This window comes from Comamonas sp. SY3 (assembly GCF_041730275.1).
GTDB classification, from domain to species: Bacteria; Pseudomonadota; Gammaproteobacteria; order Burkholderiales; family Burkholderiaceae_C; genus Comamonas; species Comamonas sediminis.
In genome coordinates, this window is sequence record NZ_JBGTYN010000008.1 from 83,987 (window position 1) to 107,167 (window position 23,181).

Consider the following 23,181-nt stretch of genomic DNA (forward strand, 5'->3'; position numbering starts at 1 on the left):
AACCAGGGATTATACAAACCAATTCAAAAACCGTCAAACATGGTTTATAAACACGGGCCCCGGCAGCCACCAAAGCACCCGGGAGCGAGGGCTCCGGCCCAAACCGCAAATAAGCCCCTTGAAAAGCAAGGAAATGCCCCCAGGTGCGGCCACAAGAGTCCTTTTTGTTAACGAAATACGAACAGCACCATGTCAGACAAGCTCCACCCCGAAGGCCAAAATCCCATGTCCGCCGAAGAGCTGGAAGCCGCTGCCGCTGCCAACCAGTCGCAACTGGAAGCAGAGCTGGCGGAGTTGAAGGCCAAGAATGCCGAACTGGCCGACCAGTACCTGCGCGCCAAGGCCGAAGTCGAGAACGCCCGCCGCCGCGCCGATGATGAAGTGGCCAAGGCCCGCAAGTTCGGCGTTGAAAGCTTTGCCGAAAGCCTGTTGCCGGTGATCGACAGCCTGGACGCCGCATTGGCGATCCAGAATGCCAGCCCCGAGCAACTGCGCGAAGGCTCGGATGCCACCTTGCGCCAGCTCGTCTCCGCGCTGGAACGCAACAAGGTGGTTGCCATCAACCCGGCGGCCGGCGACAAGTTCGACCCCCACCACCACCAGGCGATCTCTGCCGTCCCCGCGGCCCAGGATCCCAACACCGTGGTGGCGGTGCTGCAAAAGGGGTATGCCATTGCCGAGCGCGTGCTGCGTCCGGCCCTGGTGACCGTTGCCGCACCACAATAAAACGCACCTCCCGGCTTTTTTGCGTTGCGCACTTGAACAACACCAAAAAAGCCACAAATAACAGTCAATTAGGGCGCAACGCCGCCTCAAGAATACAGGAGTAGAGAAATGGGAAAGATTATCGGTATTGATTTGGGCACGACCAACAGCTGCGTGGCCGTGATGGAAGGCAACACCACCCGTGTGATCGAAAACAGCGAAGGTGCACGCACCACGCCGTCGATCGTTGCATACCAGGAAGACGGTGAAATCCTGGTGGGCGCTTCTGCCAAGCGCCAGGCCGTCACCAACCCCAAGAACACGATTTACGCTGCCAAGCGTCTGATCGGCCGCAAATTCGACGAGAAGGAAGTGCAAAAGGACATCGACCTGATGCCGTTCCAGATCGTCAAGGCCGACAACGGCGACGCCTGGGTACAAGTGCGCGACCAGAAGCTGGCCCCGCCACAGATCTCCGCAGAAGTGCTGCGTAAGATGAAGAAGACCGCCGAGGACTTCCTGGGCGAGCCCGTCACCGAAGCTGTGATCACCGTGCCTGCGTACTTCAACGACGCACAGCGCCAGGCCACCAAGGACGCTGGCCGCATCGCCGGTCTGGAAGTCAAGCGCATCATCAACGAGCCTACCGCTGCAGCCCTGGCCTTCGGCCTGGACAAGGGCGGCAAGGGTGACCGCAAGATCGCCGTGTATGACCTGGGCGGCGGTACCTTTGACGTGTCCATCATCGAAATTGCCGATGTGGACGGCGAAAAGCAGTTCGAAGTGCTGTCGACCAATGGCGACACCTTCCTGGGCGGCGAAGACTTCGACCAACGCGTGATCGAATACATCATTGCCGAGTTCAAGAAAGAGCAAGGCGTGGACCTGTCCAAGGACGTGCTGGCCCTGCAGCGCCTGAAGGAAGCGGCTGAAAAGGCCAAGATCGAGCTGTCGAGCTCGGCGGCGACCGACATCAACCTGCCCTACATCACTGCTGACGCGTCGGGTCCCAAGCACCTGAACATCAAGCTCACCCGCGCCAAGCTCGAAAGCCTGGTGGACGAGCTGATCGAGCGCACCATCGCCCCTTGCCGCACCGCGATCAAGGACGCTGGCATCGCTGTGTCCGATATCGACGACGTGATCCTGGTGGGCGGCATGAGCCGTATGCCCAAGGTGCAGGAGAAGGTCAAAGAATTCTTCGGCAAGGATCCCCGCAAGGACGTGAACCCTGACGAAGCCGTGGCCGTGGGCGCTGCCGTGCAGGGCCAGGTGCTGGGCGGTGACCGTTCCGACGTGCTGCTGCTGGACGTGACGCCACTGTCCCTGGGTATCGAAACCCTGGGCGGCGTGATGACCAAGATGATCACAAAGAACACGACGATCCCGACCAAGTTCGCGCAGACCTACTCGACCGCCGAGGACAACCAGCCTGCGGTGACCATCAAGGTGTTCCAGGGTGAGCGTGAAATCGCCAGCGCCAACAAGCTGCTGGGTGAGTTCAACCTCGAAGGCATCCCTGCTGCACCCCGTGGCACGCCACAGATCGAGGTGACCTTCGACATCGATGCCAACGGTATCTTGAACGTTTCTGCCAAGGACAAGGGCACCGGCAAGGAAAACAAGATCACCATCAAGGCCAGCTCCGGTCTGTCCGAGGACGAGATCCAGAAGATGGTCAAGGACGCCGAGCTGAACGCGGCCGACGACAAGAAGAAGCTGGAGCTGGTGCAGGCGCGCAACCAGGGCGAAGCTGCCGTGCACAGCGTCAAGAAGAGCCTGGGCGAGCATGGCGACAAGCTCGATGCCGCTGAGAAGTCGGCCATCGACACCGCAGTGCAGGCGCTGGAAGAAGCGCTGAAGACCGAGGACAAGGACGCCATCGAAGCCAAGACCACGGCCTTGATGACCGCCAGCCAGAAGCTGGGCGAGAAGGTGTATGCCGACGCCCAGGCCGCACAGGCGGGCGCCGCCGGTGCAGCAGCGGGTGGCGCAGCCGGTGCTGCGGCAGCCGATGACAATGTCGTCGATGCCGAAGTCAAGGAAGTGAAGAAGGACTAAACGCCTTCAGACGGGCCTGGAGCCAGCCGCTGCCAAGCACCCATGCCGGAGTTCGCATCGCCGCACTCCGGCATGGCTTTTCTGCAGCTTCGCTCTTTCCCCGGCCGCCCGCAACCGCGGCCGGGTCAACGCAGACCCCGTCTCTCATTCATGCAAGCATCCAAAGGCACACGATGACATCTACCACAGCACCTGCGACCGACGCACTGCATGTTGCAGAGCTCAGCCGTGTCAACCAGAAGATCACCGATGGCGCGGCAGACCTGCCCGCCGTCACGCTCAAGGACGGCAGCCGGGTGCAGACCGGCACCGTGGCCACGATGCTCTACAACATCGCTCTCTACAATGCCGGCGAGCGCGGTGCCGTCGAAGCAGAGCTGAAGATGGCGATCCCCACGCTGTTCAAGGTGGGGTTGTTTGAGCTATTTCCACCGCAGCAATGGATTGACGGCGACAATCCCGGCCGCAGCTTTGTGGGCACACATGCCCGGGCGTACCTGAACGCCGCTGGTTAATTACCCACAGAATTGAAGAACACCATGTCCAAACGCGATTACTACGAAGTCCTCGGCGTGAGCAAATCCGCCACGGAAGTCGACATCAAGACGGCCTACCGCAAGATGGCCATGAAATACCACCCCGACCGCAACCAGGGCGACAAGGCCAAGGAAGCGGAGGAAAAGTTCAAGGAGTGCAAAGAAGCCTACGAAATGCTCTCCGACAGCCAGAAGCGCAGTGCCTACGACCAGTACGGGCACGCCGGTGTCGACCCCAACATGCGTTCGGGCATGGGCGGCGAGGGCTTTGGTGGTTTTGCCGAATCGTTTGGCGACATCTTTGGCGAAATGTTCGGCGGCGGGCGCCGTGGTGGTGGAGGCCCCCAGGTCTACCGGGGCAACGACCTGTCCTACGCGATGGACATCAGCCTTGAAGAGGCGGCAGCGGGCAAGAACGCCCAGATCAAGATTCCTTCGTGGGACGAGTGCGACACCTGCCACGGCAGCGGCGCCAAGCCCGGCACCCAGGTCAAGACCTGCAGCACCTGCCACGGCAGCGGCCAGGTGCAGATGCGCCAGGGCTTTTTCGCGGTGCAGCAAACCTGCCCGCACTGCCGAGGCACCGGCAAGATCATTCCTGAGCCTTGCACCAGCTGCCACGGCCAGGGCCGCACCAAGTCGCAAAAGACCTTGGAAGTGAGCATCCCCGCCGGTATCGACGACGGCATGCGCATCCGCTCGACCGGCGATGGCGAACCCGGCCAGAATGGCGGCCCGCCCGGCGACCTGTACATCGAGATCCGCGTGCGCAAGCACGAGGTGTTCGAGCGCGATGGTGATGACCTGCACTGCGAGGTGCCCGTCAGCATGGTCACTGCCGCCTTGGGCGGCGAGATTGAAGTGCCCACCTTGAGCGGCAAGGCTGCGATCGACATCCCCGAGGGCACCCAGACCGGCAAGCAGTTCCGCCTGCGCGGCAAGGGCATCAAGGGCGTGCGCGCCAGCTACCCCGGTGACTTGTATGTGCACATCGTCGTCGAGACGCCCGTCAAGCTCACCGAGCACCAGCGCAAGCTGCTCAAGGAGCTCGATGAGTCGCTGAAAAAGGGCGGCGCCAAGCACACGCCCAATAACCAGTCCTGGGCCGACCGCCTGAAGAACCTGTTCACCTGATCAAGCAAAACGCCGCGTCTCTCCGATGCGGCGTCTCTTGTGCCAAGCACCAGCATGGCTGGTGCTTTTTTCATGGCCGCTGCGCTTCTTAGTCCTGGGTTGCTGCCTGGTTTGCAGCCTGCGCCCGGGCAGCGCTGCGGCGCATCCAGCGCCGGATGGCGAAGCGCAGCGGCAGCAGCACCACCAGGGCCAGCGCCAGCAACCAGGGCAGCGCTTGCGCGGCAGTCAGAATCAGTGACTGCACGCTGCGCGTCAGGCCATCCCAGCTGCGTTGCCAGGTTTGCTGCCAGGGGCTGTAGGTGCCACTGACGATGGCGCGTGCGGGCTGGAACCGCATCTGCACGAACTGCTTGGCCGTATCGCGCTGCAGCAGCGCACGGTGGGTGTTGGCCGCATCGATCTCGGCCTGCACCTGCGAGAGCGTATCGCGGATGGCCATCAGATCCTGCAGGCTGCGTTTGACATTCTTCTCCAGCATCAGCGCGCGCAGGCTGTCCCGGTATTCGGTGCGGTTCTTGATCTGCGCCTCTACATCCACGACTTCATAGGTCTTGTCCTCGGTCGTGGTCTGGTGGTTGAGCACCCGGGCGCCGGCGCCCAGCGACGAGGTCAGCGCGGCAAAATCCTGGGGGCTGACCCGCATCGCCAGCATGGCCTCGGCGGCCGACTGCGGGGTTTCGCGCCGCAGTTGCGAGCCCTCGACATAGCAGTCCAGCCGCTCGCAGCGCGCCTTGACCTCTTCCCACAACCCCGCCAGATCGGCAGCAGGCGTCTCCACCTGGATGCGGTGGCTGATCGCCAAAAAGCGCGCGCTGGGCGCGGCCGCACCGCCCTGCCCCATGGCCCTATCGGCGGCGGGCGCGGTCTCCATGCTCGCCATCTTGGCCATGGAGCGCGCTGCCATCGGCGCTGCCGGTGCAGGTGCAGCCGGCGCCGCCAGCTGCACTTCAGCGGGCGGCGCGCTCTGCCCGGCATCTGGCGAGCAGCCGGCCAGCAAGGCGGCCACCGCGATGGCAATGGCCGCCAGGCCACCAGAACGCGCATTGAACAGGCCAGAAGAAGGGGAGCGAGAAAACATCGGTCATTCCGTTTCTAGAGCATCGCTGCTTGCGATGTCTGCTCAATCGCTGTAGGCCTGCCGAATGGGGTCAAGGCTTTACAAAAACGAACATCTTCCGCGCCAGCTGGCGAAAAATCCTGGTTGGGGGCCTGGCTACGTTTTCATGCAAATGACACATCAGCCATCGTCATTCGCGATACCAGTTGCGCTATTTGCCTATAAAATGGCTGCTGATTTCTAAAAACACGATACCTCCCCGCCATGAAAAGCTCAGAGCGCAGTTTTGCGCGCCGCATTGACCTGACCTCGCTCCAGCTGTTTGTGGCGGTGTGCGAGCTGGGCAGCATTGGCCGGGCGGCGGAGCGGGAGTTCATTGCAGCGTCGGCTGTCAGCAAGCGGCTGTCGGACCTGGAAACGGCCGTCGACACCCAGCTGCTGTACCGCCACAGCCGTGGCGTCACCTTGACGCCGGCCGGAGAGAGCCTGCTGCACCATGCCCGCAATGTGCTGTTCGGGCTGGAGCGCATGCAAGGCGAGCTGAGTGAGTACGCCGATGGCGTGCGCGGCCATGTGCGCATCCATGCCAATATTTCCGCGATTGTGCAGTTTCTGCCAGAGGACCTGGGCCGCTTTGCGCGCGCACACAGCCAGATCAAGATCGACCTGCAGGAGCACCTGAGCGCGCAGGTGATCCAGGCCGTGCACGAAGGCACGGCCGATCTGGGCATCTGCAACCCCGATGCCGTCGCCAACACCGCCGAGCTTGATCTGCAGTCGCGCCCCTACCGCAGCGACCACCTGATGCTGGTCGTACCACTGGACCATGCGCTGGCCCAGCGCAACACGATCAGCTTTGAAGAAGCGCTGGAGTGGGACATCGTCGGCCTGCAATCGGGCAGCAGCATCAGCCAGGCAATGCGCACGGCATCGGCCCAGCTGCGCCGGCCACTGCGCCAGCGCATCCAGGTCACCAGCCTGGATGCCATGTGCCGCATGATCGACAACGGCCTGGGCATAGGCCTGCTGCCGGACCGCGCCTTTGCATTGATGCACGGCGTGGGCAACCTGCGCGGCATCCGCCTGGCCGACGCCTGGGCGCACCGCGAGCTGCGCCTGATGGCCCGCGATTTTGAGGCGCTGCCGGTGACTGCCCGCCTGCTGGTCGAGCACCTGAGCCCCCGGCCCGCCGACGCGACCCAGGCCGCCGAGCAGCAGGACGCCGACATGGCCGCACACCTGCAGACCTTTGCCCATCTCTGATATTTCGTATTAGCCCCTTGATGAGACCCTTGACCCAAAGAGAACCACGATGACCGGACGCACCCTCTACGACAAGATTTTTGACGAGCACACCATCCACACCGAAGAGGATGGCACCGCCGTGCTGTATATCGACCGCCATCTGGTGCACGAAGTCACCAGCCCCCAGGCGTTCGAAGGGCTGCGCATGGCGGGCCGCAAGCTCTGGCGTGTCAGCTCCGTGGTCGCCACCGCCGACCACAACACCCCCACCACCGGCTGGGAGCGCGGCTATGACGGCATCGAGGACCCGATCAGCAAGGAGCAGATCGTCACCTTGAACGACAACATCGGCGAATTCGGCGCAGCCGCCTTCTTCCCGTTCATGGACAAGGGCCAGGGCATCGTCCACGTGATGGGGCCCGAGCAAGGCGCCACCCTGCCCGGCATGACCGTCGTCTGCGGCGACAGCCACACCAGCACCCATGGCGCCTTCGGCGCGCTGGCCCACGGCATCGGCACCTCCGAGGTCGAGCACGTGATGGCCACCCAGACCCTGCTGGCCAAAAAGGCCAAGAACATGCTGATCAAGGTCGATGGCAAGGTCGCCCCCGGCGTGACCGCCAAGGACATTGTGCTGGCCATCATCGGTCGCATCGGCACCGCAGGCGGCACCGGCTACACGATCGAGTTCGCCGGCTCGGCCATCCGTGACCTGTCCATCGAAGGCCGCATGACGGTCTGCAACATGGCGATTGAAGCTGGTGCCCGCGCCGGCCTCGTGGCCGTGGACAGCAAGACCATCGACTACGTCAAGGGCCGCCCGCTGGCGCCCACCGGCGTGGAATGGGACCAGGCCGTCAGCTACTGGAAGACCTTGCACTCCGATGTCGATGCCAAGTTCGACACCGTGGTCACCTTGCGCGCCGAAGACATTGTTCCCCAGGTCACCTGGGGCACCAGCCCCGAGATGGTGCTGGGCGTCGATGCGACCGTGCCCGATCCAGACAAGGAAAAGGACCCGAACAAGCGCGGCGCCATCGAGCGGGCACTGACCTATATGAACCTGGAGCCAGGCAAGCCGATCAACGACATCTTCGTCGACAAGGTGTTCATCGGCAGCTGCACCAACAGCCGCATCGAGGACATGCGCGAAGCCGCAGCCGTCATCAAGAAGCTGGGCCAGAAAGTGGCCAAGAATGTGAAGCTCGCGATGGTGGTTCCCGGATCGGGCCTGGTCAAGGCCCAGGCCGAGGCCGAAGGCCTGGACCAGATCTTCACCGCCGCCGGTTTTGAGTGGCGCGAGCCCGGTTGCTCGATGTGCCTGGCGATGAACGCCGACCGCCTGGAGCCCGGCGAGCGCTGTGCATCGACCAGCAACCGCAACTTCGAAGGCCGCCAGGGCGCCGGTGGCCGCACCCATCTGGTCAGCCCCGCGATGGCTGCAGCCGCTGCGGTGCACGGCCACTTTGTGGATATCCGCCGTTTTGCATGACCCCAGGAGCCCTGCGATGAAAACCCGTTTTGCCTTCATCACCATCGTGCTCGCCGCGCTGCTGTCGGGCTGCAACACCGTCCACGGCATTGGCCAGGATGTGCAGGGGGCGGGCAACGCCATCTCTCGCGCAGCACGCTAAACCATCACTCATACCGCTGCCCGCGCTCAGTCCATGAATGCGAGCAGCCCAAAGGCTAGAACATGCAGAAATTCACCATCCACACCGGCCTCGTGGCACCCATGGACCGCGAGAACGTCGACACCGACGCCATCATTCCCAAGCAGTTTCTCAAGTCGATCAAGAAGACCGGCTTTGGCGTCAACGCCTTCGACGAATGGCGCTATCTGGACCAGCCCGGCCAGCCCGGCGTGCCCGAGTCCGCGCGCAAGCCCAACCCGGACTTCGTGCTCAACCAGCAGCGCTACCAGGGTGCCAGCATCCTGATCGCCCGCAAGAACTTTGGCTGCGGCTCCAGCCGTGAGCACGCCCCCTGGGCGCTGGACCAGTTCGGCTTCCGCGCCATTCTGGCGCCCAGCTTTGCCGACATCTTCTTCAACAACTGCTTCAAGAACGGCCTGCTGCCCATTGTGCTGCCCGAGGCCACGATCGACATGCTGTTCAACGAAGTCGCAGTGCACCCCGGCTACAGCCTGACCATCGACCTGGACCAGCAGGTCATCCTGCGTCCCGGCGGCGAAACCATCCCCTTCGATGTGATCGCCTTCCGCAAGTACTGCCTGCTCAACGGCTTTGACGACATTGGCCTGACCCTGCGCCACAAGGACAAGATCCAGGCCTATGAAGCCAACCGCCTCGCGACCAAGCCTTGGCTGGCGCACAGCCTGGTGCAAGCCAAGGCCTGAGCGCCGCGAGAGGCGGCTCACCGCCATCCCCGCTGCGCCCCACCGGGCGCGGCCCTGCCATCCTGACTGAGAAAAAACCATGAAAATCGCTGTATTGCCCGGAGACGGCATTGGTCCAGAAATCGTTGCAGAAGCCGTCAAGGTGCTCGACGCCCTGAAGCTGGACCTGCACCTGCAAAGCGCACCCGTCGGTGGCGCCGCCTACGAGGCCTCCGGCCACCCGCTGCCACCTGCCACGCTGGAGCTGGCCCAGGCATCGGACGCCATCCTGTTTGGCGCCGTGGGCGACTGGAAGTACGACACGCTGGAGCGCGCACTGCGCCCCGAGCAAGCGATTCTGGGCCTGCGCAAGGCACTGGGCCTGTTTGCCAACTTCCGCCCCGCGATCTGCTACAAGGAACTGACCCACGCCTCCAGCCTGAAGCCTGAGCTGGTGTCCGGCCTCGATATCCTGATCATCCGCGAGCTGACGGGCGACATCTACTTCGGCCAGCCACGCGGCCGCCGCAGCGCACCGGACGGCCACTTCCCCGGCGCCGAAGAAGCGTTCGACACGATGCGCTACACCCGCCCCGAGATCGAGCGCATCGGCCATGTGGCCTTCCAGGCCGCGCAAAAGCGCAGCAAGCGCGTGACCAGCGTCGACAAGGCCAATGTGCTGGAGACCTTCCAGCTGTGGAAGGACGTGATGACCGAAGTGGGCAAGCAGTACCCCGATGTGCAGTTGGACCACATGTATGTCGACAACGCCGCGATGCAGCTGGTCAAGGAACCCAAGCGTTTCGACGTCGTCGTCACCGGCAATATGTTTGGTGACATCCTGAGCGACGAAGCCTCGATGCTGACCGGCTCGATCGGCATGCTGCCCTCGGCCAGCCTCAACGACAAGAAGCAAGGCCTGTATGAGCCCAGCCACGGCTCGGCACCGGACATCGCCGGCAAGGGCGTCGCCAACCCGCTGGCCACCATCCTGTCGGCCGCGATGATGCTGCGCTTCAGCCTGGGCCAGGAAGCCGCTGCCCAGAAGATCGAGGCCGCTGTGCAAAAGGTGCTGGCCCAGGGCCTGCGCACGCCCGACATCTACAGCGAAGGCACGACCAAGGTCGGCACCCAGCAGATGGGCGATGCCGTGGTGGCCGCGCTGTAAGCAGCGGTCTTCAGCTTGCGTCTCTGACAGCGACCTGCGGGTCGCTTTTTTGCGCCGGCGCAAGAACGATCCGCATCCACCGCGCAAACCCCTGCCCCGATTCAGCAACAAAACGACGACAGAAGCACGGCTCGCTTTCGACTTTGGTCATTTCGACGAATTAAAAAACCATAAATGGTCGAAAAATAGTTTTTAACGTCATATATGCATGCGCTTCGATGCGCCAGCACTCGAAATTTATAAAATTTCTTGCACAGGTTTTAAAAATTGACGCTAGAATAGCTTCCCATGTCTGCGCACCGCCCTATTTCTTGGCTGAACACCATCACCCCCATTGAGGCGGGTATGGCTGCGCGCGCATACACATTCACAACCACCACGAAGATTACCGGCTGATCCAGCCTGGTTCGTCGTGCGCCTCCAACTGGCCGACGAGCCAGGCCCTCAGCCCCCGTGGCATTTCCTTTCGTTTAGGTAGACAAGGGCGTTTTATGAGCAAGCAATTGGTAGGTTTGGTGGGCTGGCGCGGCATGGTCGGCTCGGTGTTGATGGACCGCATGCAGGCCGAGGGTGACTTCGCGCTGATCGAGCCGGTGTTTTTCTCGACCTCCAACGCCGGTGGCAAGGCACCGGCGATGGCCACCGTGCACACCCAGCTCAAGGATGCCAATGACATCGCCGAGCTGTCCAAGTGCGACATCATCATCACCTGCCAAGGCGGCGACTACACCAAGGAAGTCTTCCCCAAGATCCGCGCTGCCGGCTGGAACGGCCACTGGATCGATGCCGCCTCGTCGCTGCGCATGCAAGACGACGCCGTCATCGTGCTGGACCCTGTCAATGACGCACTGATCCAGCGCAAGCTGGCCGCAGGCGGCAAGAACTGGATCGGCGGCAACTGCACCAACTCCATCTTGCTGATGGGCCTGTCGGGCCTGTTCAACGCCGGTCTGGTTGAATGGGTCTCGTCGATGACCTACCAGGCCGCGTCGGGCGGCGGTGCCAACCACATGCGCGAGCTGCTCAAGGGCATGGGCGTCGTGCATGCCGCCGTGGCCGATGAGCTGGCCACGCCCGCTTCGGCCATTCTGGACATCGACCGCAAGGTCGCGCAGACCATCCGCAGCGATGTGCCCACCGAATTCTTCGGCGCACCATTGGCCGGCGGCCTGATTCCCTGGATCGATGCCCAGCTCGACAACGGCCAGTCCAAGGAAGAGTGGAAGGGCCAGGCCGAGGTCAACAAGATCCTGGGCACCGATGCCACGATCCCCGTCGATGGCCTGTGCGTGCGCATTGGCGCGATGCGCTGCCACAGCCTGGCGCTGACCCTGAAGCTGAACAAGGACCTGCCGCTCGCCGAGATCGAAGCGCTGATCAAGGGCGGCAACGACTGGGTCAAATGGGTGCCCAACGAGCGTGCCGTGACGGTCAAGGAGCTGACCCCCGCAGCCGTGACCGGCGGCCTGGAAGTCGCTGTCGGCCGTGTGCGCAAGCTGAACATGGGCCCCGAGTACCTGTCGGCCTTTGTGATCGGCGACCAGCTGCTCTGGGGCGCTGCCGAGCCCCTGCGCCGCATGCTGCGCATCCTGCTCGCCGCTTGATGGCCGGCTGATTCCCCGCCAACCCACACCACACCTTCCGGATCTGCCCGATGCAGCCGGAAGGTGTTTTTTCTGGTGGTCTGGCTTAAGACCCAGGGATCGGGGTGTGCAGGCGCCGCCCTCTGAAAAGTTGCTCCAGCACAACATTCATGCAGGCCGGGGCCAGCCCAGGCTGCCTATCAAAAGGCAAGCCCGCTCCTTAACTTGTCACCCCAAGACATTACTGTTAAGGTTCTTTTTACTGATAATTACCGATTTCGCGTCTTAGGGGGAGGGCTTTCTCATGGGTACAAAAACAACCCCGCACGCTTCTACTATTCAATCAAATAGCACTATGCATCGCTGGAAAATCACTGCGCTTGCCGCCGCCATGGCAGCCTTTGGCCTGTACACAGGGGAAGCATCAGCACTCGCGCTGGGCAAGATCAATGTGAAATCTGCACTGGGCGAACCGCTGCGCGCGGAAATCGAAGTGCCGCAGATCACGGACGCCGAGGCCGACACCTTGCAGGTCAAGACGGCCTCGTCGGCCGTGTTCCGCACCCAGGGCATGGACTACTCAGGCACCGCCAGCGCCGTGCGCGCCCAGCTGCAGCGCCGCGCCAATGGCACGGCCGTCATCGTGCTGACTACCCAGCGCCCCGTCAACGACCCCTTTGTCGACTATGTGATCGACGCCAACTGGAACTCCGGCCAGGTGGTGCGCAGCTACACGATGCTGTTCGATCCACCCAACCTGCGCAAGTCTGAACCAGCCGTCACCGTGGCCCCGCAGCTCAGCGCTGCCGCCGCGCCAGCTGCCCGCCCGCCCACGCCTCCCGTGCGGGTGATCGAGGAGCCGCTGGCCTCTGCCACGCCAGCGCCTGCGGCGGCCGCACGCACCGCCGCCGCACCGCGCCCTGCGGCCCCGGCGCGCGCCAATGTTCCTGCCACCGCCAGCAACAATGCCGGCGGCGACTCCGTGCGCACCCAGCGGGGTGACACGCTAGGTCGCATTGCGGCCCAGAACAAGCCCGCCGATATCTCGCTGGACCAGATGCTGATTGCGGTGGTCCAAAGCAACCCCCATGCCTTTGTTGGCGGCAACGTCAACCGCATGAAGGCCGGCGTAACCCTGACGATGCCATCGGCCGAACAGGCCCGCGCCGTCTCGCCACGCCAGGCACGCCAGATGGTGGCCGCACAAAGCCGCGATTTCAACAGCTACCGCAGCCAGCTCGCCGCCAAGGCAGCACCGGCCCATGTCGCCACCGATACCCGTGCCGCCAGCGGCAAGGTGGAAGCCTCGGTCGACGACAAGAAGCCCCAGAGCGTGGCACCGGACCAGCTCAAGCTCAGCAAGGAAGCCGCCAAGGGCACCAAGTCCGCAGAAGCGAGCGTTGCCAGTGCCCAGCAGGCCAATGCCGCCCAGGAGCGCACCTCCGAGCTGAACAAGAACATCGAGGAGCTCAACAAGCTCAAGCAAGCCGCTGCAGGCTCTGCCGCCGCCGGGGCATCCGCTGCTGCGCCCGCAGACAGCAAGCCCGCCGGTACGGCGACTGTCCCTGCTGCGGGCACGACCGCTGCGGCTGCAGCGCCTGCTGCCACGCCTGCGGCTCCGGCCCCTGCTGCATCCGCGCCTGCACCGGGAGCACCGGCAGCACCTGCCACCCCAGCAGCCACCGCGCCCGCGCCTGCTGCGGCTGCCAGCGACTCTGCAGCGCCTGCACCGGCTCCTGCCCCTGTCCCCAAGCCCGCGCCTGCACCAGCACCTGCGCCCGTCGAAGAGCCCAGCTTTGTCGATGAGCTGCTGGACAACCCGCTGCTGCCAGCAGCGGGCGGCCTGGCCATCCTGGCGCTGCTGGGCGGCCTGTGGTACCGCAACAAAAAGCGCAAGGAAGGGGTCCATGCGGCCACCGATTCCGTGCTCGAGAGCAGCCTGGCCCAGGACTCGTTCTTTGGCGCCAGCGGCGGCCAGCACATCGACACCTCGGTAAGCGCGATGACCACCGGCAACTCCTCGCTCGCCTACACGCCCAGCCAGCTCGACGCTGGCGATGTGGACCCGGTGGCCGAGGCCGATGTCTATCTGGCCTATGGCCGTGATCTGCAGGCCGAGGAAATCCTCAAGGAAGCGCTGCGCACCAGCCCGACCCGCAGCGCCCTGCATGCAAAGCTGGCCGAGATCTATGCCAAGCGCAAGGACCGCCTGGCGCTGGAGAGCATTGCCAAGGATGCCCGCCAGATCACGGGTGGCGCCGGCCCTGACTGGCTGCGCATTGCCGCGCTCGGCCAGGAGCTGGACGCCGCCAACCCGGTCTACCAGAACAACACCGCTGCGGTGCCGTCTGCTACCGAGATCGCCACGCCTGCCGCACTGGCCGCCGCTGCCGCTGCTGCACGCGCCGAACCGATCCCGTTCGAGAACACGCTGCCACCCACTGCGATCGCACCGTCCAGCAGCCCTGCCAGCGCATTCAGCCCGTCCACCGGTCTGGATTTCGCGATGAGCAGCCAGCTGACCGAAACCCCGGATGCGGCCCCTCAGTTCCAGGCGGCGGCACCTGCAGCCCCGGTTGCAGCGCCTGCAGCCGATGCCGGTCTGGCCTTCGAGGCATTGGCGCCTGCCGCTGGCAAGCCCGCGCTGTCGATGGAAGACTTTGACCGCCAGCTGGCCGAAGCGCTGAGCATTCCGTCGGAGCTGTCGCCCAGCGCAAGCCACAGCGCCGCCCAGAGTCTGGAGACCCAGCCCGGCGCACTGGACTTCCAGCTGAGCGACTTCGACAGCCAGAGCACCGCGCAGATGCCCATCAGCGACAAGAGCATGCCGACGATGGACTTCGACATGACCTCACTGTCGCTGGATCTGCCCGGCTCCGGCGAGCCAGACCATACGCATCCGGTCACCTTGGCCGATGACATGGCCGGTCTGGAGATCGATGACAGCGACCCGCTGGCCACCAAGCTGACCCTGGCCCAGGAATTCCTGGCCATCGGTGACAAGGAAGGCGCCCGTTCGCTGGCCGAGGAAGTCATGGCTGAATCGTCCAGCGCCACGGTCAAGGCCCAGGCCCAGCGCCTGCTGGACCAAAGCCGCTGAGCGGCAGGCCCTCTCCGGCAAGCCCCGCTCTGCGGGGCTTTTTCATGGCCGGGTGCGCCAGCCGCTTTATGATGGCGCCATGCGAATCGCCCTGGGCATCACCTATAACGGACAGGCCTACCAGGGCTGGCAAAGCCAGCCCAGCGGCAACACTGTCCAAGACCATCTTGAAGCGGCGCTGAGCCGCTTTGCCGCCTCCCCCATCTCCACCATTTGCGCAGGCCGCACCGATGCCGGTGTGCACGGCCTCATGCAGGTGGTGCATTTCGATGCCCCTGTGGAGCGCACCGAGGCCTCCTGGGTGCGCGGCACCAACACCTTTCTGCCCAAGGACATCGCCGTCCAGTGGGCGCGGACCGTGCCGGACGCGTTTCACAGCCGGGCCTGTGCCACATCGCGCCGCTATGGCTATGCCTTGCTGCAGTCGCCGGTGCGCCCCAGCGTCGAGGCTGGCCGGGTCGGCTGGGTGTTCCAGCCGCTCGACCTGCAGGCCATGGAGCGCGCGGTGCAGTACCTGCTGGGCGAGCATGATTTCTCGTCGTTTCGCGCTGCCGGCTGCCAGGCCAAGTCGCCGGTCAAGACCTTGTACGCGATCCACATTGGCCGCAGCGCCCAACGCCCCAGTGCCTCCCGCGACGGCGTGCCTTCGTGCTACTGGCGCTTTGACTTCCAGGGCAGCGCCTTTCTGCACCACATGATCCGCAACATCATGGGCTGCCTGGTCGTGATTGGCCAGGGCACCAAGCCGCCGGAATGGATGCAGGAGGTGCTGCAGGCCCGCAGCCGCGAGACCGCCGCCCCCACCTTCTCGCCCGACGGCCTGTACTTTCTGGGCCCCCAGTACGATGCGCACTGGGGCCTGCCCACCGAGGCCATTTCTTTTGACTGGTTTGCCTGAACAAGGAGTTCCATTGACTGCGATGCAAGCAACTGCGGGCCGCACCCGCATCAAGATCTGTGGCCTGACGCATGAACAGGACGTGGACGCGGCCGTGGCCGCCGGGGCCGATGCGATCGGCTTTGTGCTCTACCCCGCCAGCCCCCGGGCCGTGACCGCCGAGCGCGCCGCCGAGCTGGCGCGCCGCCTGCCGGCCTTTGTGACGCCGGTGCTGCTGTTTGTCAATGAACCGCCTGCCCAGGTGATGGCCGCCTGTGGCAAGGTGCCCGGCGCGATCGCGCAGTTCCATGGCGATGAAACCCCAGAGCAATGCCTGGCATCGACCGGCGGCGGCGAGCGCAGCTTTTTGCGCGCCGCACGCATACCCCTTGGCGACGCTGCGGTGCAGTTCGACCTCGTAGAATATGCCCATCAATATTCACACGCTAAGGCCATCCTGCTCGACGCCCATGTCGAGGGGTTCGGCGGTGGCGGCAAAGCATTCAATTGGTCACTGCTTCCAACAAACGTAGCCTCTCATCTCGTTTTGTCTGGTGGACTCACGCCTGCAAACGTGACCGATGGCATTGTGCAAGTCAGACCGCGCTGCCTCTCGCTCGCGGTGGATGTGAGTTCCGGCGTTGAGAGGACCGGTGCCGATGGCAAGGCCATCAAGGGCACCAAGGACGCCGAAAAAATCCAACAGTTTGTCGCAGCCGTGCGTGCCGCTGACACACTACTTGCCAAGAATCCCTTCCATGTTTGAATACCAGCAACCCGATACTGCGGGCCATTTCGGCCCCTATGGCGGCAGCTTTGCCAGCGAAACCCTGACCCACGCCCTGGTCGAGCTGCGCGAGGCCTATGACAAGTACCAGAACGATCCGGAGTTCCTGCGCGAATTCCAGTACGAGCTGGCCCACTATGTCGGCCGCCCCTCGCCCGTCTACCACGCTGCGCGCATGTCGCGCGAGATGGGTGGCGCGCAGATCTACCTCAAGCGCGAGGACCTCAACCACACCGGCGCCCACAAGATCAACAATGTGATCGGTCAGGCCATGCTGGCCAAGCGCATGGGCAAGCCGCGCATCATTGCCGAGACCGGCGCCGGCCAGCACGGTGTGGCCACTGCCACCATCTGCGCCCGCTATGGCCTCGAATGCGTGGTCTACATGGGCAGCGAAGACGTGCGCCGCCAAAGCCCCAACGTCTACCGCATGAAGCTGCTGGGCGCCACCGTGGTGCCGGTCGAGTCGGGCAACAAGACCTTGAAGGACGCGCTCAACGAGGCCATGCGCGACTGGGTGGCCAATGTGGACAACACCTTCTACATCATCGGCACCGTAGCCGGCCCCCACCCCTACCCGATGATGGTGCGCGATTTCCAGAGCGTGATCGGCAACGAGTGCCTGACCCAGATGCCGGCGCTGTTCAAGGAGCAGAACATGGCTGCTGAGCAGCCCGATGCGGTGATTGCCTGCGTCGGGGGCGGCAGCAATGCCATGGGTATCTTCTACCCCTATATCCCCTATGAGAACACGCGCCTGATCGGCGTCGAAGCGGCTGGCGAAGGCCTGGACAGCGGCAAGCACTCCGCATCGCTGCAGCGCGGCTCTTCCGGTGTGCTGCATGGCAACCGCACCTATATCCTGCAGGACGACAACGGCCAGATCACCGAAACCCATTCCATCAGCGCCGGCCTGGACTACCCCGGCGTCGGCCCCGAGCATGCCTGGTTGCAGGAAATCGGCCGTGCCCAGTATGTCGGCATCACCGACCAGGAGGCGCTCGATGCCTTCCACTACCTGTGCCACACCGAAGGCATCATCCCGGCGCTGGAATCCAGCCACGCCGTGGCCTATGCGATGAAGCTGGCCAAGACCATGCGCCAGGACCAGTCCATCCTCGTGAGCCTGTCGGGCCGGGGCGACAAGGACATTGGCACGGTGGCCGATCTCTCGGGCGTCGACTTTTATGCCCAACCCTCCAGCCGCGGCGTGGCCGTCAAGGGGAGCTATACCAAATGAGCCGCATCGCCGCAACCTTTGACCAGCTGAAGCTGGCCGGCCGCAAGGCCTTGATTCCTTATGTCACCGCCGGCTTTCCGTTTGCCGACATCACGCCTGCGCTGATGCATGGCATGGTCGATGCAGGCGCCAATGTGATCGAGCTGGGCGTGCCCTTCTCGGACCCGATGGCCGACGGCATCGTCATCCAGAAGGCCGGGGAGAAGGCCCTGTCACTGGGCATTGGCATGAAGCAGGTGCTGGCGATGGTGGCCGAGTTCCGCGTGAAGGACAACACCACGCCGGTGGTGCTGATGGGTTATGCCAACCCGGTCGAGCGCTACGAACAGGTGCACGGCAAAGGCGCTTTTGTGCGCGATGCCGCTGCCGCCGGAGTCGATGGCCTGCTGGTGGTAGACTACCCGCCCGAAGAATGCGAAGCCTTTGCGGCCGATCTGCGTGCGCATGGCATGGACCTGATCTTCCTGCTGGCGCCCACCTCGACGCCGGAGCGCATGCAGCAAGTGGCGCGCGTGGCCAGCGGCTATGTGTACTACGTCTCGCTCAAGGGCGTTACCGGTGCGGGCACGCTCGATACCGGCGCCGTCGAAGCGATGCTGCCGCAAATCCGCCAGCATGTGCACATCCCTGTGGGCGTAGGCTTTGGCATTCGCGATGCGCAGACGGCCCAGGCCATCGGCAAGGTGGCCGATGCCGTGGTGATCGGCACCCGCATCATCCAGCTGATCGAAAACCAGCCGCACGAGAAAGTCGTGGCGCTGGTCTCCGATTTTTTGCGTGGCATCCGCAAGGCGCTTGACGCATAATGCGCCTCCTGGGCTGCGCCGTGCGCAGCCCGACGAGTGCGAAAGCAAAGGAAAACAACCATGTCCTGGCTAGAGAAACTGTTACCCGCCAAGATCCAGCACACCGACCCGGCCGAGCGTCGCCAGATGCCCGAAGGTCTGTGGATCAAGTGTCCAGCCTGCGAAGCCGTGCTGTACAAGGCCGACCTGGAGCACAACTTCAATGTCTGCCCCAAGTGCAGCCACCACCACCGCATGTCGGCGCGCGCGCGCCTGAACCAGTTTCTGGATGCCGAAGGCCGCTACGAGATTGGCCAGGAAGTGCTGCCCGTCGATGCGCTGAAGTTCAAGGACAGCCGCAAGTACCCAGAACGCCTCAAGGAAGCGCTGGAAAACACCGGCGAGACCGATGCGCTGGTGGTGATGGGGGGCTCGGTCAAGAGCGTCAACCTGGTGGTCGCCTGCTTCGAGTTTGAATTCATGGGCGGCTCGATGGGTTCGGTCGTCGGCGAGCGCTTTGTGCGCGGCGTCGAAACCGCCATCGAGCAAAAGGTGCCGTTTGTGTGCTTCACCGCCACCGGTGGTGCGCGCATGCAGGAAGGCCTGCTCAGCCTGATGCAGATGGCCAAGACCAATGCCGCGCTGACCCGCTTTGCCAAGAAGGGCCTGCCCTACATCAGCGTGCTGACCGACCCCACGATGGGCGGCGTGTCCGCCGGTTTTGCCTTCATGGGCGATATCGTCATGGCCGAGCCCAAGGCGCTGATCGGCTTTGCCGGCCCGCGCGTGATCGAGAACACCGTGCGCGTGAAGCTGCCCGAAGGCTTCCAGCGCGCCGAGTTCCTGCAGCAAAAGGGTGGCGTGGACATGATCGTTGACCGCCGCGAGCTGCGCGACCGCATCGCCAGCAGCCTGGCCATGCTGCAGCGCCTGCCCGCTGACGCCGTGGCCTGATCGGCCCCGATACCCCAGCGGCCTACTCAGGGCCGCTACCCCCACAAAAAAACCGCCCTAGGCGGTTTTTTCGCGTCCGGGCTTGCGCCCCCAGCATTACATCAAACGGCCAGCAGCAGCCGCGACTGCAGGTGCGCGAGCATGATGGAGATGATCTGCAACCCCACCAGCAGCACGATGGGCGACAGGTCCACACCGCCAACCAGCGGGATGATCTTGCGCAGCGGGCGCAGCAGCGGTGCGGTCAACTGGTAGAACACGGCATTCATCACCGCGTTGCCCGGCGACAGCCAGGACAGCACGACATGCACCAGGGTCACGACGACCATCGTGGAGATGCCGATATTGGCCACGCCAATGGTGGCGACCACCAGCACCGACAGCAGCGATGACAGGCCCCCTGCCGCCAGCCACAGCAGCACAAACTGGACCACCTGCACCAACCAGGCGCCCAGGATGCTGGCCCAGTCGCCGCCGGGCAAGCCCTTGGTGATCCTGCGCAGCGGCAGTACCAGCCAGCTGGTCAGCGCCAGCACCAGCTGCCCCAGCGGGTTGTTGAAGGAGACGCGCTGGTACTGCATGTACCAGCGCAGCAGGCAGGCACCGGTCAGCAGACCACCTGCAATATTGAGCAGCAGGGACAGGATTTGAAAAAGCATCGGTGTTTCCAGTCGGGAGCGATCCCGAGAATGCGAAATTTGCTATTAAAAACGAAGCTAACAGACCAATGACAAAGGGCTTCAAGCTGTTATTCTAGGGCCGCTGCCGGGTCCCGTGTCACCAAATCCCCCAGCGCGCCAGGGACGAAAAGCGGTGCAGCAGTCGGACACTACGGCTTTTGCCGGCACAGGGCACGCTAAAAATCTTAAAATGACAGGTTTTGGCCGTTTACCAGCGCAATGCTGGCCTCTTCATGTCTGAAAACCACACCACTCCCGAGACCGCGCCGGTTGCGCACGACGAAAACCAACTGATTGCCGAGCGCCGCGAAAAACTCAAAGCCCTGCGCGAAGCACAGCGCCAAGGCAAAGGTGTGGCTTTCCCCAACGACTTCAAGCCCGCCGACCGCGCAGCCGACCTGATTGCGGCCCACGCCGAGCAGGACGCCGCCGACCTGGACGCTGCCGCACTGACGGTCAGCGTCGGCGGCCGCATGATGCTCAAGCGCGTGATGGGCAAGGCCAGCTTTGCCACCGTGCAGGATGCCACCGGCCGCATCCAGCTCTACGTTACCCGCGATGCGGTGGGCGAGGAGCTGTACGCCGATTTCAAGAAATGGGATCTGGGCGACATCATCGGTGCCGAAGGCCAGCTGATGAAGACCAAGACCGGCGAGCTGTCGATCAAGGTGACCAAGATCCGCATGCTCACCAAGAGCCTGCGCCCCATGCCCGACAAGTTCCACGGCATGGCCGATCTGGAGCAGAAGGTGCGCCAGCGCTATGTCGACCTGATGACCGACGAAGACGCGCGCAAGCGCTTTGTGGCCCGCTCCAAGGCAGTCTCCGGCATCCGTGAGTTCATGGTCGAGCACGGCTTCCTCGAAGTCGAGACCCCGATGCTGCACCCGATCCCCGGTGGCGCCAATGCCAAGCCCTTCATCACCCACCACAATGCGCTGGACCAGGAGATGTACCTGCGCATCGCTCCGGAGCTCTACCTCAAGCGCCTGATCGTCGGTGGCTTCGAGCGCGTGTTCGAGATCAACCGCAACTTCCGCAACGAAGGGGTGTCTGTACGCCACAACCCTGAGTTCACGATGATGGAGTTCTACGCGGCCTACTGGAACTACCGCGATGTGATGGACTACACCGAAGCGCTGATCCGCGACGCCGCGATGAAGGCCGTGGGCACCTTGGAGTTGAGCTATGGCGGCAAGCCGGTGGACCTGACCCAGCCCTTCGAGCGCCTGACCATCACCGAAGCCATCGTCAAGTACACCGATGCCGGCGAGAACGTGGGCAACCGCGAATGGCTCACCAATGCCTTGAAGAAGCTGGGCATGAAGGAAGAGAAGGACAAGCTGGCAGGCCGCACCCTGGCCAGCCTGCAGGTGCTGTACTTTGAGGAAGTGGTCGAGGACAAGCTCTGGAACCCCACCTTCATCATGGAGCACCCGACCGAGATCAGCCCGCTGGCCCGCGCCAACGATGACCGCCCCGAAGTGACCGAGCGCTTTGAGCTCTACATCACCGGCCGCGAGTTCGGCAACGGCTTCTCGGAGCTGAACGATGCCGAAGACCAGGCCGCGCGCTTCAATGCCCAGGTCGCTGCCAAGGATGGCGGCGATGACGAAGCCATGTACTACGACCACGACTTTGTGCGCGCGCTCGAGTACGGCATGCCACCCACCGGCGGTTGCGGCATCGGTATCGACCGCTTCATGATGCTGCTGACCGACAGCGCCAGCATCCGCGACATCATCCTGTTCCCCGCGCTGCGCCGGGAGCAATAAAGCGCGCGGCAGGCCCCTGGCCTGCCAGCAGCGCCCAGCGGCACAGGCTCTGCCCAGAGCCTGTGCCGCTTTTTTCTTGGCTTGCCGCCGCCGATATACTGGCCTGCATGCAGATACCCCGTTACTGGGCGCAAGCACGCCTGCGCCATGAAACCAGCCCGCGCCATGGCGCCACCGTGCAACGCTGGGGCTGGTCCGACCACAGCCCCGAAGCCGCACAAGCCCATGCCCAACAGCGCGCCCAGGCTGCGCTCGACCAGGTGCTCAGCGCCCCGCAACTGCGCCATCTCGACGCCAGCTTTCAGCGCATGGAACGGCTCGGTGAATACGGCCTGAATGGCCAGACCCCCATCCGCGAGGAGATCCTGGGCCAGCGCGGCCAGACCGTGATGACGCGCAACAGCTACGGCGCGCACTGCCTCAACACCCCCGATGTCGCCATCGCCGACATGGACTTCCCACCACAGCCGAAGCCACCCAGCGCGGCACCGCTGCTGATTGCGGCCGTCATTGCGCTGGCTGCAGGCCTGGTCATCTTTGCGCAGGGTGGCGTGCTACCCGCGATGGCGGTGCTGGCGGGCGGGGCCGTGGTCCTGGTGCTGTGGCTGCGGCGCTGGTTGAACCTGCGCCAAAAACAGGCCGGCAGCGCCGATCCCCGGCAGTTGGCGCTGGAGCGGGTCACCGCCTTCAGCCAGCAGCACCCCGAATGGGGTCTGCGCGTCTACAGCACGCCCAAGGGGCTGCGCATCATCGTCACCCACGAGGCCTTGCGGCCCGGCGACAGCGCGGTGCAGGATCTGTTCTCTGCGTTGCAGGTCGATCCGGTCTACCAGCGCCTGTGCCTGCAGCAGCAGTGCTTTCGCGCCCGCGTGACCGGCAAGCCCTGGCGCATGGGCCTGTCCGGCCCCAGCCCGCAGGTGCGGCGCTGGCCGGTGGCTGCCAGCCAACTGGCAGCACGCGCTGAATGGACGCATGTCTACGACCAGCAGGCAGCGCGGTACAGCGCCTGCCAGTTCATTGCGCAGCTGGGCCAGTCCCGCATGGGCATGGACATCCAGGCCCTGGTCGACTGGCATGACGAAGCCTGCCGCGCCCAGCAAAGCCAGCTGCCGCTGGCCTGAAGCCCGCTCCATCGTCATCGATAATCAGCGCATCC

Annotated in this window: 19 protein-coding genes and 1 pseudogene; 18 read left to right on the forward strand and 2 right to left on the reverse strand. The window is 64.0% G+C overall.

The genetic code is table 11. The features are described 5' to 3' along the window. Positions 1-189 precede the first annotated feature (189 nt). The 4 genes and pseudogenes from grpE to dnaJ all read left to right on the forward strand — a co-directional run bounded on the left by grpE (position 190) and on the right by dnaJ (position 4,436). A complete protein-coding gene (grpE, locus tag ACCQ08_RS12490; RefSeq protein ID WP_239809171.1) occupies positions 190-726 on the forward strand; it encodes a nucleotide exchange factor GrpE in 537 nt (178 codons plus the stop codon). A 102-nt stretch (positions 727-828) separates the two neighbouring features. After that, a pseudogene (dnaK, locus tag ACCQ08_RS12495) lies at positions 829-2,766 on the forward strand (molecular chaperone DnaK); the annotation flags it as partial. Positions 2,767-2,939: 173 nt separating this feature from the next. Beyond that, positions 2,940-3,281: a hypothetical protein gene (locus ACCQ08_RS12500; RefSeq protein ID WP_239809173.1), complete on the forward strand. Its 342-nt coding sequence runs from the start codon at positions 2,940-2,942 to the stop codon at positions 3,279-3,281. A gap of 24 nt (positions 3,282-3,305) precedes the next feature. After that, positions 3,306-4,436, forward strand: coding sequence for a molecular chaperone DnaJ (gene dnaJ, locus ACCQ08_RS12505; protein WP_239809174.1), 1,131 nt, complete (start codon positions 3,306-3,308; stop codon positions 4,434-4,436). Between the two features lie 88 nt (positions 4,437-4,524). Here dnaJ and ACCQ08_RS12510 read toward each other — a convergent pair whose 3' ends face one another. Then, positions 4,525-5,514, reverse strand: a complete 990-nt coding sequence (locus ACCQ08_RS12510) for a DUF4349 domain-containing protein (protein ID WP_373449973.1) — start codon at positions 5,512-5,514, stop codon at positions 4,525-4,527. A 243-nt stretch (positions 5,515-5,757) separates the two neighbouring features. Between ACCQ08_RS12510 and ACCQ08_RS12515 the strand changes: the two genes are divergently transcribed. The 12 genes from ACCQ08_RS12515 to accD all read left to right on the forward strand — a co-directional run bounded on the left by ACCQ08_RS12515 (position 5,758) and on the right by accD (position 19,570). After that, positions 5,758-6,756, forward strand: coding sequence for a LysR family transcriptional regulator (locus ACCQ08_RS12515; protein ID WP_312527701.1), 999 nt, complete (start codon positions 5,758-5,760; stop codon positions 6,754-6,756). Between the two features lie 49 nt (positions 6,757-6,805). Further along, positions 6,806-8,230 (forward strand): 3-isopropylmalate dehydratase large subunit, encoded by a 1,425-nt coding sequence (gene leuC / locus ACCQ08_RS12520; RefSeq protein WP_239809177.1) that lies wholly within the window; start codon positions 6,806-6,808, stop codon positions 8,228-8,230. A 16-nt stretch (positions 8,231-8,246) separates the two neighbouring features. Next, complete coding sequence (locus ACCQ08_RS12525; RefSeq protein WP_239809178.1) at positions 8,247-8,372, forward strand: entericidin A/B family lipoprotein; 126 nt, start codon at positions 8,247-8,249, stop codon at positions 8,370-8,372. Between the two features lie 62 nt (positions 8,373-8,434). Then, positions 8,435-9,097 carry a 3-isopropylmalate dehydratase small subunit gene (gene leuD, locus ACCQ08_RS12530; RefSeq protein ID WP_116924768.1) on the forward strand — a complete coding sequence of 221 codons (663 nt, stop codon included), beginning with the start codon at positions 8,435-8,437 and terminating at the stop codon, positions 9,095-9,097. 79 nt (positions 9,098-9,176) lie between these two features. Next, entirely contained in the window at positions 9,177-10,244 is a 1,068-nt protein-coding gene (gene leuB, locus ACCQ08_RS12535) for a 3-isopropylmalate dehydrogenase (protein ID WP_312413107.1), read from the forward strand. Positions 10,245-10,735: 491 nt separating this feature from the next. Beyond that, positions 10,736-11,848 carry an aspartate-semialdehyde dehydrogenase gene (gene asd / locus ACCQ08_RS12540; protein WP_239809180.1) on the forward strand — a complete coding sequence of 371 codons (1,113 nt, stop codon included), beginning with the start codon at positions 10,736-10,738 and terminating at the stop codon, positions 11,846-11,848. A 334-nt stretch (positions 11,849-12,182) separates the two neighbouring features. Beyond that, positions 12,183-14,927 carry a FimV/HubP family polar landmark protein gene (locus ACCQ08_RS12545; RefSeq protein WP_373449974.1) on the forward strand — a complete coding sequence of 915 codons (2,745 nt, stop codon included), beginning with the start codon at positions 12,183-12,185 and terminating at the stop codon, positions 14,925-14,927. A gap of 79 nt (positions 14,928-15,006) precedes the next feature. Then, positions 15,007-15,825, forward strand: coding sequence for a tRNA pseudouridine(38-40) synthase TruA (gene truA, locus ACCQ08_RS12550; RefSeq protein ID WP_313335195.1), 819 nt, complete (start codon positions 15,007-15,009; stop codon positions 15,823-15,825). Between the two features lie 22 nt (positions 15,826-15,847). Next, the gene (locus tag ACCQ08_RS12555; RefSeq protein WP_373450041.1) at positions 15,848-16,570 is read left to right on the forward strand and encodes a phosphoribosylanthranilate isomerase; all 723 of its coding nucleotides are present in this window, start codon (positions 15,848-15,850) and stop codon (positions 16,568-16,570) included. Continuing rightward, positions 16,563-17,831, forward strand: coding sequence for a tryptophan synthase subunit beta (gene trpB / locus ACCQ08_RS12560; protein ID WP_373449975.1), 1,269 nt, complete (start codon positions 16,563-16,565; stop codon positions 17,829-17,831). The genes ACCQ08_RS12555 and trpB overlap by 8 nt, the downstream gene beginning before the upstream one ends. Beyond that, on the forward strand, positions 17,828-18,637 hold the full coding sequence (gene trpA, locus ACCQ08_RS12565) for a tryptophan synthase subunit alpha (protein WP_312413093.1): 810 nt from the start codon (positions 17,828-17,830) through the stop codon (positions 18,635-18,637). Before trpB ends, trpA begins: the two co-directional genes overlap by 4 nt. Before the next feature lie 60 nt (positions 18,638-18,697). After that, entirely contained in the window at positions 18,698-19,570 is an 873-nt protein-coding gene (gene accD, locus ACCQ08_RS12570; protein ID WP_133855407.1) for an acetyl-CoA carboxylase, carboxyltransferase subunit beta, read from the forward strand. 101 nt (positions 19,571-19,671) lie between these two features. Here the strand turns inward: accD and ACCQ08_RS12575 are convergent, their stop codons facing one another. Continuing rightward, positions 19,672-20,229 (reverse strand): YggT family protein, encoded by a 558-nt coding sequence (locus ACCQ08_RS12575; protein ID WP_373449976.1) that lies wholly within the window; start codon positions 20,227-20,229, stop codon positions 19,672-19,674. A 254-nt stretch (positions 20,230-20,483) separates the two neighbouring features. On the opposite strand from ACCQ08_RS12575, the gene lysS reads away from it, so the two are divergent. Then, positions 20,484-22,025, forward strand: coding sequence for a lysine--tRNA ligase (gene lysS / locus ACCQ08_RS12580; protein WP_312463269.1), 1,542 nt, complete (start codon positions 20,484-20,486; stop codon positions 22,023-22,025). Between the two features lie 107 nt (positions 22,026-22,132). After that, positions 22,133-23,146 (forward strand): hypothetical protein, encoded by a 1,014-nt coding sequence (locus ACCQ08_RS12585; protein ID WP_373449977.1) that lies wholly within the window; start codon positions 22,133-22,135, stop codon positions 23,144-23,146. Positions 23,147-23,181: the final 35 nt, after the last annotated feature.